Consider the following 18,260-nt stretch of genomic DNA (forward strand, 5'->3'; position numbering starts at 1 on the left):
GTCATTGAGGAGTTGTAACCATATAATGTTGCCCCTGGTTATCATCAACTACCCCATCGCATATAATGTCATAATAATAGATAGTCTCAGGTTCTAAATTAGTAATAGTTACCTGGTGGTCATAATTTTCCGTATGTTCATAGATGATATTACCCAGAGCCGTAGTTGTGCCATAGTGAATCTCGCCAACTACCGCCATAGCTGTTTTCCATGACACTGTAAATTGTGTTTGTTGAAGGTTAATTACCTTAATTTGGTTAGGGGAGTAGTTGCTACTTTTAGTCGCATAAACAAAATATCCCTCTCCCTCGCTAATACCAAAATTCCCAAATGGGAGATTGATGACATAAGTTTTCCAGCCACTCCCATCCCAACTCTGAATTCGGTCACAAACACCCTGCTGATTGTTTATATCATTTCCCATATCTTTTGCCGTGTCTATCAAACCAACAACATAAACCGGGATGCCAATCAAATTCCAACCTGGATTAATTTCAAAATTAAATGTATGAATAGGCACGCCAGTTACCTGCCAGGTGCTATAGTTTTTATTTAAGACAAAATAGCCTTTTCCTGATTCAATATTAAAATCACCAAATGGTGTATTAGCCAGATATGTTTTCCAGCCACTCCCGTCCCAACTCTGAATTCGGTCAACTTGTGCTCCTTGAGTATCCATTTCCGAGGCCAAACTTTTGGCCGTATAAGTTGATAAGGGCTTTAGTGGTAGTGCTATCAAATTCCACCCCGGATAAATAGAAACTTGAGTTTGTGTTCCGGGTGAAGGTTCGGTGAGGAATGAATAAGTCTTTTCGAAGGTATTAGTGGCCATATCAGAGGCGGCAATAGTCACATTTACAATCTCAGAATAGTTAAAGTCAAACGGTGGGTCATAAATTAGAGTGTAGTCTTGCGGAATTCCGCTGACGAACGGGTAAACGACTGAACCTCCAACTTTCATTACGATTGATGACTGTTTCACCCCACTAACCGCATCCTTGATATGAACGATTATATTGGTATTCACCGGCACATCAACGGCATTGGGTGCTGGATTATGTTCAGAACTAAATGGAGGGATAGTATCTACCTGCACATTTACCACTGAACTTTGTGGACTGAAATTTTCGCTGGCATCCTTTAATTTTGCCGTCAGAGAGTAAGAGCCATCGGTAAGGTTAATTATGGCTGTCCAGGTACCTGCCAAACTGACACTACCAACCGCTACTTGCTGGTCATTAGCATAAAGGAAATATGTTGTTCCACTCCCACCTGTGCCTTGCACTTCAAAGGGAACAGTGTTGATTATCGCCCCATCTGTTGGTGAGGTAATTGTTGGTGTTCCGGGTGGAATAGAGAGTTGTATGGTTATTTCATGGCTTCTTGTTCCATAGTTATATGCTTGATCGCGAAGTCTATAATATATGGTATGAAAGCCTTCCGCAAGTGTAACCGTCTCTGTCCAGTTACTTGAACAAGACCCACTCTTCCATAGATTGTTGTCTATATATAAGACCCAAAAACTATCTGACTCTCCTGTGCCACTAATGTCAAAGGTAGCAGTTTTAATTATCTCGCCATCCGCAGGTGAGATAATAGTTGGTGTGCCAGAAGGAGGTATTGTATCTATTTCTATCGTTATGCCTGGGCTTTGTGAACTACTATTTCCAGCCATATCTAAAACTTTAGCCATCAGGGTATATGTGCCATCTTTAAGAGTAAGTCTGCCTCCCCATTTACCTTGAGATGTGACACTACCGAAGGCTGTCAGGCTACCATTTACATAAAGGTTGAATATGGTATTTAATTCTGCCGTTCCATCAACATAGAAAGAAGAAGTAATACCAATCAACTCCCCATCTTTGGGTGAGGTAATAGTGGGTGGATTTGGTGGAGTGGTATCTACTATCACCGTTACCTGTGGGCTTTGTGGGCTTTGATTACCCACCCAATCTTCAACTATCACCGTTAAACTGTAAGTCCCTTCTGCTAATGTAACCGTAGTTTGCCAGGTGCCGTTGTTTAAAACATTGCTGGTAATCGTTGGGCTGCCGTTTACATAAAGTGTATAACTGGTATCGGCTTCCGCACTGCCCGCTACTCCAATGGTAGATGTACCTATTACCGCACCCTCCGAAGGTAAAGTGATACTCGGTGTACCTGGCGGGCTGGTCTCTACCTTTATTGCAGTCGGCAAACTCTCCGGACTATGGTTACCTGCCTTGTCTTTAACTATGCAAGTCAAATCGTACGGACCATCAGACAGGGTAATACTTACCTGCCAGCTTCCTGTTATTGAAACACTACCGGTAGCAGATAGGCTGCCATTGGCATAAAGGATGAAGGTGCTTTCGGCTTCCCCTGTCCCCTGCACCTCAAAGTTTGCTGTGCCTATGACCGCATTATTTGCCGGTGTGGTAATAATCGGTATATCCGGTGGCACAGTATCTATTTTTACCTCAACCATTGTGCTTTGTGGGCTTGGGTTGCCTGCCCGGTCTTCTACCATTGACTTCAGAGTATAACTGCCGTCAGTCAGGGTAAGCATTCGCCGCCAGGTGCCAGCAGATGTGACTGTAGTCGTCCCCACCGAGACACCATTGACATAAACCGTGCACATGGCGTTAGATTCACCCGTCCCGGTTACTCCAAAGGTAAGAGTGCCTATCGCCGCCCCAGCCACAGGGAAAGTAATAGTTGGGGTAGCCGGCCCCACAGTATCTATCTCTATCAAAGCAGGTTGGCTTTGTGGGCTGGTATTACCTGCTCGGTCTCTAACTTTTACGCTCAGGCTGTATGTGCCATCTGCAAGGGTAAGTAAAGTTTGCCAGATACCATTGGCTAAAACTGCGCCAGTGGCTGTAGATGTTCCATTCATATAGAGTGTATAAGTTGTATTTGCTTCAGCCATTCCATTTATGCTCAAATCAGCCGTATTTATTGCCGCACCATCTATGGGTGAACTAATAATTGGGGTAGCCGGTGCACTGGTATCTACTTCCACCCTGATAGGCAGGCTTTCCGGACTGGTATTCCCAGCCCAGTCCTGGTAGGTAGTAGTAAAGGTGTAAGCCCCATCTGTTAGACTCACCTGGGTCTGCCAGATACCCTTAACTGATGCCGTCCCGGTGACAGTTGGGTTCCCATTTATATAGAGCCTATAGACGGCATTTGCCTCAGCAATACCTGCTACCGGGAAGTCAGAGGAATTAATTGCCGCTCCATCTGCTGGTGAGGTGATGCTGGGAGTCCCCGGTGGTGCAGTATCTACTATGACTGAAACAGGCTCGCTCTGCGGACTCCTGTTTCCAACCTCGTCTTCCACTATTGCCCATAAGGTATACGCCCCATCAGTTAGAGTAATGGTAGTTGTCCAGGTAGAGCTGACCACGCCTCTGGTTGTGAGGCTGCCACTGACATAAAGCTCATACCAACTATTAATTTCGCCCATGCCTTTTACCTCAAAGGTATTTGTTCCCATTACTGTGCCAGAAGCAGGTGAGATAATAGATGGAGTGGCTGGTGCAGTGGTGTCTATTTCTATTTGTACACCCAAACTCTCCGCACTCATATTACCAGCCCAGTCTTTTACCCGAGCAGTCAGGGTATAGCTACCGTCTGCCAGAACAACTGTGCCTGTCCATGTCCCACCAGTTGAAATAGTGCCGCTGGTAGTCTGGCTGCCGTTTGCATAGAGCACAAAATCAGCCCCCAATTTGCCGGTGCCTACCACCTCAATGCTGTCAGTGCCTATCTTTGCCCCATCGGTTGGTGAAGTAATGGTTGGTGTCCCTGGTGGACTATAGACCACAAATTCATCCCGGGCATAGCTTGTTTCCTGATTCCCAACCACATCTTTTGCCCTAACATAAACCGTATGGCTACCATCTGTTAAAACGGGTGTAGTAAAACAGTAATTAACATTCAAGGCTGGCTCAAATGGGTCAACATCTCGCCAATCGTTATAGTCTATCCGATATTCAATCTCAACCACCTTGCTTAGAACATCAACGGCATTACCTGTAAATGTTGGTGTATTATCTTGAGTTAGCTCAGGAGATAATGGCACAATAGTCGAGTCTGGTGGGTCGGTATCCAGTTGGGTGACAAAGTAATAGACCTCTTCCAATGTATTTGGCCAATTACTTAAATCTTTAGCCACAATCTCTACGTTTATGCTTTGACTATAATTAAAATCAACCTCTGGGTCATAGATAAGGATATAATGAGAGGGCTCACCCGTGATGTTAGGTGTGACTACATTCCCATTTACTTTCATAATAATACTTGCTTTATCCACACCAGTAGTTGCATCCAGAATATGCACCTCAATATTAGTATTTACCGGTATATCTACGGCATTTTTAGACGGGTTATGATTGGCGGTGAATGGTGGTGTGGAATCTACCGTAAAGCTATCCTGGGCAGTTTGTTCAAGGTTTCCTGCGGCATCTTTTGCCCTTACTTCTACCGTATGCAGGCCATCGGCTAATGGTGGCGTCTTAAAGTTATAATTGACAACTAATGCCGGAATGAACCCGCTAACATTCCGCCAGACCCCTCCATCTATCCGATATTGAATCTCTATTATATTGTTAAGTATATCACTTACTGTTCCCTTAAAGTTTGGTGTTCTGTTGCTGATGGGGTCAGGAGAAATCGGAATAAGCGTTGTTTGCGGTGGGGTGGTATCAAGTGAGGCATAACGAATATAGTATGTCGTCTGAGCTCCATCATCGACAAAGTAAACTTTGTTACTGGCCAGCCAGTAATTATCACTATTTAGCACCTTCCCATCTGCCCGAACTATCGAAATATTTTTATCCTGGTTGTGGTGTGGGTCATTTACTTCTACATAAAGCCAACTCTCAGGTGGTGGTGTAATTACCTCTAACCCTCCATTTACCGACCTAACCGTCGGGGTGCCTACATATTTAATGGAGGTATCGATATTATCCGAGCCTAAGATTTTATCAGGGATAGGAATGTCCTTATCCCTCGTTGAGGAGACTAACAAATCAGGCACGCTATCTCTACCGTTATCATCCATCACAATATTATGTACCAGAAGATAGGTTTCAACTCTATCAATTAGAGAAGTCAGGCTACCCCCCAACTCTGCACTATGGGTGAATGTGGCACTCATCTCTGTAAATGTTCCTGAGATAGTACTTATCATATCCCACATACCTATTTTACAACTATTAGGAGGAATATCTCCAAAATTTATCTTTAATTCATCAGGCTTAGATTCACCATTAACCCAGCAGCCGAGTAGTTTGAAGTCAATTAACAATCCTAAGACATTTTCAACTATCTTAGGTTGAGCAGACTCAATACTCAAATTTCTGGCAGGTCCATAACCGACATTTGATACTCTGACAGCCAATTTAAATGGCACTGGTGGCTCAACTGGGTCTGTAAATGGATTATCACCATAGACTTTCCCTGGCAGGGCATAGCTTAAGACAAGCTTTGGCTGTGGTTTGACTGTAAAATCTTCTTCCCAGGTTTCAAAATCCAGGTCCACTCCACCGGCAGAATAATAGATATGTGCTTTCGCAAAATATGTTTTACCTGTGGTATCTGTTCCTCCGGATTTAATGGTGGGAATTATTAGCCAGTGGACAACTGCACTGCCAGCCGGTTCGATAACGCCTGTGCCATCTATTGCCTCAATATTTTCCTTATTGCTTATTTTCATAAAAAAGAGGGCATCTTCATCTTCTGAATCCGGAGTAGCAATCTTAACCGGATTGCCTTCCTCATCTGTAATATGCACATCAACTTTTATATTAGTCAATGGGTCTAATGCCAGAAAATTAATCATTTTAAGTCTGGCATCGAATGCCTCTCTTTCTAAAGTAACCTTCTGAGGAATCTCAAGTTTCACCTGAACACATATCTCAGCGGCTTCCAGTCTTATTGTTGTACTATAGAGGAAAGAGACAATTAGCCCACATATAACTGTTAATCTTTGTAATATCTTAGCTTTACTCATTGGCACTTCTCTCCATTTGTAGTGACTGCATTCCTGAACCTGTCAGGAACAGGTTTATGCGGTTGTTTGTCCCGCTCCACCCGCTAAAACAGGTTACTACGAACAGTCAGGGACGAGTCCTGTTCTTACTCAGGTGGTTCTCTCACCATACCTCCAGGGCACTCGTCGTCGCCTTTAAATGCACCATATCCTCCTCCTCCTCCTCCTCTTCCTCCGCTTCCTCTTCCTCCTCTTCCTCTTATCCAGCTAGAAATCCTACGAATTATAGAAGATACTATCTCACTGCATATCCAGGTAGAATCAGTAATAGTTATCGAAGAGCAGCAACACTCACCATTACCTTGTCTGACACAGAAACTGGCATGTCCTGCACCAAAGAATTGAGAGGTATTACCCGAAATATTTACATAGGTGCATTGTCCAGGAGGAATAGATTGATCCACAAATTGACTAACCTCATCACTAACATCAAATATTGGGAACATTCCAATCTTATTTATTATATGTCTTCCTGCCTCTTGCCCTGCTTTTAGGAAAGTTTCTTTTAAAGTCTCCTGCAAGTTATCCAGTTCTCCTAAATCCGCACATTCTCCAGAAGCTGTCATCGCTCTGTTCGCTACATCCTTTATCCTGAGTGTAATGGTAATTGCGTCACTAAATAGTCCAGCTACATTGGCCTGGTTAATCACAACTTCCTGAAGTGCCTCTCCTCCAAATTCATATTTCTCAGCAAATTCTTCCGGAGTCATAGAATTCCAATCATTACTAACATTCATCAAACTCTGCACAGCACTCGTTATCCAGCTCAAAAACGGAACTATTCCGGCAATTGTTATCCGCAGTCGTCCACAATCACAAAAATTGACCGTCTCATTACCTTTATTACAAACAGTAAGTTTCATATTCGGGGTATAATCAGACTTATCAGGACAGTTTATGTATCTTATCCTGTGAAATATATAATTACTAAGCCCTAAATCAGCATGGCTTGTTCTTAGCGTTACAGGTGTGTTGGCTATATTAACTCGACCCCTCCATTTTTCGGTTCCATCTTCATTGTAGCATATATAATCATCTGCATCATAAACTATGTGGGTCTCATAAGGGTGGCAAAAAGGAGTAACTGGTGAAGCATGAGTTAAAACGGTAACTTTAATAGGTACCTTAACCGTACTCTTAGCTTTTAGTTCCGGAATAATGGGAGTTAACGCTTCTATTATTATTGGAGGTTTAGACAGAGGTTTAATCTCGAAATTGAAGACAGAAATTAATCCCATGTTGTGTATGGTCAGCTCTGCATCTGCACTCTTACCCGGCTGGATGGTAAACGACAATGTCGGTGGGGTGATAGTTACTTGTGGTGCCGGCACCTTTGTTTCAAAGGTTGCCTTAATCTTAACCTCATATTCATCCTCGATGGTAGTAGGGGTAACTGTCCACTCCACCCCCATTATAGTAGCCGTCATAGTCGCCTCAACTGTATTATCCATACCAGACTCTACCACAATATTTCCACCTGTATTATTAAATCCTGAGGCAGAAAGCCAGTAGGTATATCTTCCGGCTGGGATATCCTTTAAAAATGCCTTACCTTCAGAATCAGTTTTACCTGAGAATGTCACGATTTTCAACTCCTGACTGGCAGCAGAAATTGATGCTGTTCCTACTGGCTTGCTAAAAATATCTCTTATAATAAATAATACATTCCCTACCTTAGATGTGGTAATAAGAATATTTATATATAGGGATAAGGTCTGGTAATTACTTGAGGTTATATCAATTCTGTCCTGATATTGACCGGTGGCAAGGTCTTTTGGAGGATGAATCTTAATATTAAAGCTCCTGCTTTTCTGTGGGTCAATATTCCCCACAGCCTTATCAGTAATAACCGATATCCAGGCCAGAGTTGGACTACCAATAGTAACCTCTTTCAGGGTATTGTAACCTGCATTAATCACAGATATTGACTCAATAATTTCCTCTCCAGACATCATGCCTTTCTTTATCTCATATGGGTTTAGGTGACCTATAGGTATGGCTTCCTTAAGTTGGACGGTCAATGAACCATATCTACTAATTCCTTCAGCAGTAGTAGCCATAAGCTCAAACAGGGCTAAAGAAGGAGTGTCTATGGCCGCAGTAATTTCAATCTTAAACTTTGTTTCTTCACCAGGCTGTAATAAATTTATTACTGAAGGTGAAACTTTACCTGTTACCCCATCTGCTGGATTTTTATCAATAATATTTAGCCTTACCTCTGCAAGTGGTGTCTCACCAATATTATGGACTGCTATGTGAAAAGAGTCTGTGTTATTCTTTGACATGGTGAATTCAATTTTATTGGGTTTTATAGCCAGCCCTAAGATAGTAAAGGTGGTATCGCATTCCTCAACAATTACATCCGGATGTACTGCCCAGACCGTATATTTCCCGGCTTCTCCGGGTATAGGAATAAATTTATATGTATAGCTTCCATTTTCATCTGCAGACACATTGTTGTATCTGGCTATTCCTTTGGTTTTAATGCCAATCTTAACTAATGCATAGGCTACTGGTGTTCCATCTTCTGAATCTGTAGCTAAGCCAGATATGGTTACTACCTCTTCTTGATTATACATATCCTTATCAGTATCTGCTGTAACCAGATAAGCTGGTTCGGAAACAGGAAACATTATACTTGCCTTTAGCCCAGGCCCATTTATAGCCGGCCGCTGGTCGTAATGACTCTTCTGAATTACTGCTTCTACCATAACATTATCTGGTGTCTCGCCAGGTAGATTAACCGTTATCTCAGCAAACATAAAGCTTGAATTAGGTGTTACCCGAGCATAAGAATAGTGCTCGAACTTGACTACCTGATCATCATACTGATAGATTTTACCCTCAGCGAGTATTTTACCCTCAAAGGTCTTAACATAGACCATCAGGTCATCTACTGGCTTATCATTCCGGGAGGTATAAACATTCAAAGTTGCCAGGCCGTGATTGGTAAACTTCACCTTCACCTTACCTGTCCCTCCCCGAATGAATGATTCACAATATATCTCCAGTGGTGGCCCATAAAGGCAGGTGGGTACAAATTTTATTTCCGCAGATGGGTTGCTTTCATTACCCGCTTTATCTACTGCCGTTACCCAATACTTGTATTCTTGCCCAACGGTTAGGTTAAAATCATAATAAAAGGTATCAGATATGCGGGTGGAATTAATCTTTTCGCTATTACGATAGACATTATACCCGGCTATATCTGTTTCAGGGTTTGCCTGCCAAATCAAATGCATCGTTGCCGTTTTTCCATATTCATCTGGATAAAAGAGGATATTTACTCCCGTAGGAGCAGAGGGTAAAATTGTATCTATGGTAAATGTAGTTATGGCGTAAGTGGTCTGGGTATTACCTTCCGTATCAATCGCTCTGACTTCTACCTTATGCCTCCCGGCTAATAGTGGTGGTGTAATGGTAAAAGAATAATCTACCCTCAATGCCCTGGTAAATGGTTCTACATCTTGCCAACTGCCTTCATCAACACGATACTCAATCCTATCTACATAACTCAAACTATCCCAGGCTGAGCCGTTAAATTTAGGTGTAGTATTAGAGGTTGGGTCAGGAGTAAGCGGGGTAATAAATGATTGTGGTGGTGAGGTATCAATACCTATGGTAAAGCTATATGTCTCTTGAATATTCCGTGGTTGAGGATTCATGTCCTGGGCATAAACTTCTACTTGCACGACATCACCAAAGTTAAAATCCACTCCCGGAGTATAGTTAAGGAGATAATTTGATGGATTTCCAGTAATAGTTGGTGTAACTATATTATGGTTTATCTTCATGATAATCGAAGATTGCTGGATGCCTGTCCCATCATCTTTTATATTCAATCTAATATTGGTCTTTCGGGGGACATCTGTGGCACCCCTGGCGGGTATATGACAACAGGTATAAGGAGCGGCAGTATCCACATAAAAATCCACCTGTCCCTGCCCAATATTACCTACCTCATCTATTGCTTTAACCACTATTACATTATTTCCTTCATTAAAGATAAGATTGGGAAAGATAAAATTACCATTGTTATCTGCCCGGGAGGTTATTGGTTGATTAGTTTGCGGATTTGTAGTAATTACCAGTATCTGTGGTTCAGTGTTACCACGCACCGTAACAGTAGTCGTATCGATGATAGAATTTAAGGTCGGAGTAGTAATATTGACTGTCGGCAAACTGCTATCAATTGTTATTTGCACCGCCTGGCTATGGTCACTTACATTTCCAGCCTTATCTTTAAGTGTAGCCGTAAGAGAATATGTTCCATCTAATATGTTAATGGGCACCTCCCAGATTCCATTTACACAATTACCTATCCCTTTATTTACACCAGAGAGATAAACCCACACCTGAGTATTGGATTCCCCTGTTCCCCGAACAACTAATATACCTCCTTTCATTACCCCCGGTGTAGGGGAAATAATTATAGGTGGGACAGGACTAATCGTATCTATCTCAAATTTATCCTGGCTATATGTTGTCTCAGTATTACCTATTTCATCCCGTGCCCTTATTTCTATCGTGTAAGTGCCATCAGTTAAAGCAGGTGTTGTCAAGGAATAATTAACTATCCTGGCCGGGGTAAACGGCTCAACATTTGTCCAACTTCCTCCATTTAGTCGATATTCAATAGCGACTACATTAGAAATGGTATCAATTGCCTGACCCGTGAATGAAGGGGTATTATCTTTAGTTGGATCTGGAGATAGTGGGATAATCGTCGTCTCAGGTGGTGTCTTATCTAAAATAATGGTAAAGGTATAGGTTTCATAAATAGTATAGGGTTGGGGATTCATATCACTGGCATATATCTCTACTTCTACTATCTCTCCAACGCCGAAATCTACAGGTGGGTCGTAGATAAGAGTATAATTGTATTTATTCCCACTAATACTCATACCTGATGTTACCGTGCCACCTTTTACCTTCATAATAATAGAAGAGAGATTCACACCAGCACCATCGTCTTTTATGTTCAGCTTGATATTTGTATTTCGGGCTACATCACTTGCATTTTTAGCTGGCAAATGACCACTGGTATATAAGGGGGTGGTATCGACGACAAAATTTATGCCTTTTTGACCTATGTTGCCTAATAAATCAATCGTTTTAACCACAATATTATTTAACCCTTCTTTAAAAACCAGGCTGGCAAAGGTAACACTGCCTTGACTATCACTTTGCCTGCTTATCTCTTGCCCTGTTTGTGGGTCAACAATCCTTACGGTTACCTCTGGTTCTGTCTCCACCCGGACATCTACAATATTGGTATTGATGATAGAATCCGCAACAGGATAAATGATATTAATTGGGGGTGGGGTAGCATCGTAAGTAAAAGTAATTCCCGCTTTGGGTATTTCGAGATTACCTGCCCCATCAGTTGCCCTTGAGCGTAAAGTATAAGAACCATCTGCCGGTGTCCAATTATACCTCCACGACTCCGTTCCCAGCGATAATAACCATATCTCCGTGATTTGCCAGCCACTACCATGCCAATACTTATCATCACTATTTCGTTTTATATTTATCTCTACTTTGCTTATTTTGCCCAATGATGGAGTATCTGAGGCGGTACCTGAAATTTGAGTAAGATTATTTAACACCATTCCATCAATTGGAGAAAGAATAGTAGATGATGGTTTTGTCCGGTCTATATTAACCATAATCGAATCCGTCCCAGAACTACCACCTATATCTTTCATCGTGGCTAAAACAGTATAAGTCCCTTCTTGAATCAAATCACTGTTCCAGAAAATAGCAAAGTTATCCGAGATATTTGTTGAAGACCCCATCAATATCCAATTATTGTTAATAAGAATCTCCCAGACGGTAATAATAGCATCATTACCATTAATTTGTTGTGCTTTAAAAATCTGTTCCCCGGAAATATCTGCCCCATCAGTCGGCTGAATAATTTCAGGAATAGGGTTAGTATTATCTACCTTGATGATAACCGTTGAATTACCCACCAATCCGGCATAGTCTTTCATCACTACCCTGAGCGTGTAGCTGCCATCTAAGACAGACAGGCTGTTCCAGACAACTGGGAAGTCAGAAGTCCTATCTGATGAAGTCCCAATTAACTGCCATTTATTCATCGTGAAGATTTCGTAAGTAACTAAAATTCCATCTGAGCCGTTTATCTGTTTGGCCTTAATGAGGACATCATCCTTGACAACTGAGCCGTTTTCTGGCTGAGTTATTTGAGGAATAGGGGCAGTATTGTCTATGATGACGGTAATCGTATCGGTTCCTTCATTACCCATCGTATCAAATAATCTGGCTCTTACCGTGTAAGTTCCATCTGAGGGCACAAGAGTGCTATTCCAGAAAATAGAGAAATTATTTGCTGGATTAGTTGATGTCCCCATTACCCACCAATTACCTGCTACAAAAATTTCCCAGATAGTCCTTAGGCCATCATTACCATTTATCTGTTGAGCAGAAAACTTAACATTACTTCCAGAGATAATCCCTTCATCTGTCGGCGTAATTATCTCTGGAATCGGGATAACAATATCTCGAATGAAGAAGCCATTACGCAAAGTCATTGGTAGTTGTTCTGGATTACAAACCACTACATCCCAATACCCAACTGGTTTATCCGTCAGGTCAAATGTAGTGGTCAGGGTCTGATTGGTGAGAATGATTGTGTTTGTGCCGATAATATCTTCATATCCCGTCCGACTCAATTTAACCATAGCACCGCTCAGGAAACCTGCCCCCCTGGCCGTAATAGTCACAGAGACAGTAGCCGAGTTAATACCCGTATCAGGAACAATTTCTGAGAGGGACGAACTAAGTGTTACTACTGGTTCAGGGTCGGTGTATTTACGGACAAATATCCAGTCATAATAACTCTTAACTGGATAATATTTCCAGGTAACCCAGGTCCAGGATTCGTCTGACCAGGCAGAGGAAATCCTGGCATAATTAGCCAGCAATTCCTGGCTATCTGTGTAAATCTTTCCTTCAATTGTCTCAGCCGCCTTTTTGATAAGTTCGGCTTTATAAAAGGTATTTGCGGTCAAATTTGCCAGATAATTAGAATAACCCCAACTTCCATCTTCAACTATTTCAATTCGCCACTGTAAATTATTCCCCTCCTGCCAGCCAAATCGGTTAGCACTGAGATTATTTACCTCAACTAAATAATGTGTGTGCCAGTTACTTGCACCCGCTTCCTTAAACCTGATTTTGATAGCAAAGGTTTCCGCAGGTAACCAGGTCTTTTTCATATTTAATATTTTCCAGCCATTATCTGAATAAACCTCTAACAGGTTATCTGCCGTGATATTATAGATTAATGGTGAGTTGCTATGATAACTCTGTCCGTAAGAAAACTTATTTGTATCTGCGAAGAAGAAATCATCAAATAAATCAAAGGTATTTTCTCCATTATTCATCTTAGCCACACCGCTCAGGCCGTAATGCATTGTGATTATCTGTGTTGAAGAAGCCGGAATTTCCGGGACATTTATCCAGATAGTGGAAGTCCCATTTGTATTCCATGTCTCTATCCAGTAAGAAAGTAGGGCACTATTTCGGAACCTTAAATCAGAACCGTCCGGGTTTGCCCGGGAATAGTCAAAGAGCGCTGGAGTAAGGGTAAGCATAACCTGATAGTCAGTCAAGGTAGCTGGGTTGGAGTTATTATTAATGAAGACTATGGTCTGATATTGCCAGGCAGAGGTAGTAGCCGTCGCTTCATTGGAATACTCCGAATAGCCGAGATTATTATATGCCCGCACCCGATATGTGTAAAGTGTGCCTGTGGCAACATCTTTCGTATCCTCATAACTACGGACATTAGCGGTAACCGTGCCAATTTCTATATATTCACCCTGACCAGCCTTCCTTTCAAGACTAAACCCAACCTCTATATTGGAATTATCCTGCCAGAAAAGTTTTATTTTATCTTCCCAGATTACACCGGCGACTAAATTAGATGGGCCAGGTAAGAATGTCCTGGTAGAAACCTCATTTGATAACCCTGACCAATTACTAACCATATCTGCAATCTTAAGTCGAAAATAGTAGGTCAAATTTTGCTCAAGTCCACTGACTACATAAACCTCTTCTGTGCCACCTTTAGTATATATTTTACCTGTAGAATTTGCCAATCCCCAATTTGCCTCATTAATAGTGAAGGTAGCATATCTTATCTCATAGTGAGTAACCTCTTGAGGAACGGTCCAGATAAGGTTAACAAAAATATCACTCACTGTCCCTACCCTTAAATCAGTTACTGCCTGCGGAGGAATATCATCACTATACGGACTACCTTGCCAGGGGATATAATCAACTCTGGCACTGACAGCATCCCCTGTTCCAGTCCCAACACCACTCGGACCACTCTTATCTCCCCACCAATTATTCTCTGCATTAATTATATTAGAGCTACTATTATACACACCATACAATCTATTTGCCACAATATCACAGAAATTTATCCTCGGATTGGCAGTATTCTCACAATAAATCCCGGTAGTAGCATTATTAGTAATTATGCAGTTAGTAATTTGAGGGGATGATGAACCTTGTAATCGAATACCATATTTACTGCTCTGGCGAATGATAGAATAGGTGATGGGGGGAGATGACCTGTAGCAGACGATATTAGCCTCTTCAGCAGTATAACCACCGTATTCCACCACCACATTATTTAAACTACTGCCACTACTGTATTGAGCAAAGTATATACCTCTCCAGAAGCCAGAGGTAGGTGTTCCTTGATTGGCAGTGAAGATGATACTCCCTGTCCCTGGTTGACCATCAGCTCTCAGCCGACCAGCATAATAATCGGAGCTGGTGTCACCAATAACCAACCGAACATTCTGATTAAATTTTACCGTTACACCTGGTTCAATGGTTAAAGCAGGATTACTATAATTACTACCCTTAACAGTTACATCCCTGGTTAGAACATAAGGGACACCCTGGTTTGTCCAGGTGCCAGAGGTATTGATGATCTGACCAAGCACCTCAACCGCATTTATAGCGTTATTGGCAAAGGTGTTATTGGTGAGTTTCCCTACAGCATTAGCCCCCAGACACACCGGATAATAATTGTTGTTAGAAAATATGCAGTTAGTAATCGTAGGTGAAGGAGTAGCATCATCACAATAAATTCCGGTATGGGCATTATTAGTAATTATGCAGTTAGTAATTTGAGGGGATGATGAACCTTGTAATCGAATGCCATATTTACTGCTGTGGCGAATGATAGAATAGGTGATGGGGGGAGATGACCTGTAGCAGACGATATTAGCCTCTTCATAACCACCGTATTCCACCACCACATTATTTAAACTACTGCCACTACTGTATTGAGCAAAGTATATACCTCTCCAGAAGCCAGAGGTAGGTGTCCCGTGATTGGCAGTGAAGATGATACTCCCTGTCCCTGGTTGACCATCAGCTCTCAGCCGACCACCATAATAATCGGAGCCGCTGTCACCAATAACCAACCGAACATTCTGATTAAATTTTACCGTCACACCTGGTTCAATGGTTAAAACAGGATTACTATAATTACTACCCTGAACAGTTACATCCCCGGTTAGAACATAAGGTACACCCTGGTTTGTCCAGGTGCCAGAGGTATTGATGGTCTGACCAAGCACCTCAACCGCATTTATAGCGTTATTGGCAAAGGTGTTATTGGTGAGTTTCCCTGCCGCATTAGCCCCCAGACACACCGCATAAGAATTGTTGTTAGAAAATATGCAGTTAGTAATCGTAGGTGAAGGATTAGTATCATCACAATAAATTCCGGTATGGGCATTATTAGTAATTATGCAGTTAGTAATTTGAGGGGATGATGAACCTTGTAATCGAATACCATATTTACTGCTATGGCGAATGATAGAATAGGTGATGGAGGGAGATGACCTGTAGCAGATGATATTAGCCTCTTCAACATAACCACCGTATTCCACCACCACATTATTTAAACTACTGCCACTACTGTATTGAGCAAAGTATATACCTCTCCAGAAGCCAGCAGGAGGTGTCCCTTGATTGGCAGTGAAAACGATACTCCCTGTCCCTGGTTGACCATTAGCTCTCAGCCGACCAGCATAATAATCGGAGCCGCTGTTACCAATAAACAACCAAACATTCTGATTAAATTTTACCGTCACACCTGGTTCAATGGTTAAAACAGGATTACTATAATTACTACCCTGAACAGTTACATCCCCGGTTAGGACATAAGGAACATTCTGGTTTGTCCAGGTGCCAGAGGTGTTGATAGTCTCACCAAGCACCTCAACCGCATTTATAGCGTTACTGTCAAAGGTGTTATTGCTGAGTTTCTCTACAGCATTAGCCCCCACACACACCGGATAAGAATTGTTGTTAGAAAATATGCAGTTAGTAATTTGAGGGGATGATGAACCTTGTAATCGAATGCCATATTTACTGCTGTGGCGAATGATAGAATTGGTGATGGGGGGAGATGAGTTGTGGCAGAGGATATTAGCCTCTTCAGTATGACCACCGTATTCCACCACCACATTATTTAAACTACTACCACTACTGTATTGAGCAAAGTATATACCTCTCCAGAAGCCAGAAGTAGGTGTCCCGTGATTGGCAGTGAAGATGATACTCCCTGTTCCTGGTTGACCATCAGCTCTCAGCCGACCAGCATAATAACTGGAGTCGTTGTGACCAATATACAACCAAACATTCTGATTAAATTTTACCGTCACCCCTGGTTCAATGATTAAAACAGGATTACTATAATTACTACCCTGAACAGTTACATCCCCGGTTAGGACATAAGGGACACCCTGGTTTGTCCAGGTGCCAGAGGTGTTGATAGTTTGACCACGCACCTCAACCGCATTTATAGCGTTACTGTCAAAGGTGTTATTGGTGAGTTTCCCTGCCGCATTAGCCCCCAGACACACCGGATAGGAATTGTTGTTAGAAAATATGCAGTTAGTAATCGTAGGTGAAGGATTAGTATCATCACAATAAATTCCGGTATGGGCATTATTAGTAATTATGCAGTTAGTAATTTGAGGGGATGATGAACCTTGTAATCGAATGCCATATTTACTGCTCTGGCGAATGATAGAATTGATGATAGAAGGAGATGAGTTGTAGCAGATGATATTAGCCTCTTCAGTATGACCACCGTATTCCACCACCACATTATTTAAACTACTACCACTACTGTATTGAGCAAAGTATATACCTCTCCAGAAGCCAGAGGTAGGTGTTCCTTGATTGGCCGTGAAGATGATACTCCCTGTCCCTGGTTGACCATCAGCCCTCAACCGACCAGCATAATAATTGGAGCTATTGTGACCAATAACCAACCGAACATTCTGATTAAATTTTACCGTCACACCTGGTTCAATGGTTAAAACAGGGTTGTCGTTACCCTGAACATAAACATCTCCCTCAACGATATACGGGCTTCCACTGGTGGTCCAGGTAGCACTCTCGGTAATATATTGACTCTTCACCGTAGTAGTAGTAAAGGCTTTTTGGGGAGAAAAAGATATGAGACACAAGGATAAATATAGACTGGAACAAAATATAAAAACTTTTCGCATTGTCCATTCCTCTCCTTTGTCTGGTAATAACTGGGGAGATACATTTTACAGAAAATTGAAATTGGAAATTAGAAATTGGGGAGAGAAGTGAAAGCCCCATTCCCAATTTCAGCGTTAACCCAACTCCATACTAAAACAACCATTTTGGTCTAATTTTTGCCATTTTTAAAAATGAAATATCAATAATATCAATGAGTTAGAAAATTAGTAAGCGTTCAGGTGGTAATTTACCGCAGAGACGCAGAGGAACAGAGAAGATATGGAAATAAATCAGATAACAGAAAAGATTATTGGTGTAGCCATTGAAATACATAAGACCTGCTTGCCGAATGTTCAGCCGGCAAGCCAGATTTGTTAATCCATCCCTGATTTTCATCAGGGCAAGTTTAATGTTGTTGGACTCAAGAGATTGCACTGATGAAAATCAGGGATGTTAAGCCTATCGTCCATAAATTTTAATTTTCTTCTCTGCGTCTCTGTGTCTCTGCGGTGAACGGTTACAAAAAATTGAAATTAATAGAAATTTATGGAAATTTGTTGTTTTTCACAATCAATTTCTACCTATTTCTATAAATTTCAATCTATTTCTATTATCTTATCTCCATATCACTCTTATCTCCTTATCCCCTTTCTTACACTTT

The 18,260-nt window shown here is 41.7% G+C and carries 2 protein-coding genes; both read right to left on the minus strand.

All coding sequences use genetic code 11. The features are described from left to right. Position 1: 1 nt before the first annotated feature. A complete protein-coding gene (locus AB1414_03170; protein ID MEW6606444.1) occupies positions 2–6,001 on the minus strand; it encodes an Ig-like domain-containing protein in 6,000 nt (1,999 codons plus the stop codon). Positions 6,002–6,126: 125 nt separating this feature from the next. Beyond that, a complete protein-coding gene (locus AB1414_03175) occupies positions 6,127–17,619 on the minus strand; it encodes a DUF2341 domain-containing protein (GenBank protein ID MEW6606445.1) in 11,493 nt (3,830 codons plus the stop codon). Positions 17,620–18,260: the final 641 nt, after the last annotated feature.

The sequence above is a fragment of the bacterium genome (genome assembly GCA_040755795.1).
Classification (GTDB): Bacteria; UBA9089; CG2-30-40-21; order CG2-30-40-21; family SBAY01; genus JBFLXS01.

Bases quoted from the DNA above. Each gene is read 5' to 3' on its own strand.
- AB1414_03175 (MEW6606445.1), bottom strand. From the start codon at position 17,619: ATGCGAAAAGTTTTTATATTTTGTTCCAGTCTATATTTATCCTTGTGT.
- AB1414_03170 (MEW6606444.1), bottom strand. From the start codon at position 6,001: ATGAGTAAAGCTAAGATATTACAAAGATTAACAGTTATATGTGGGCTA.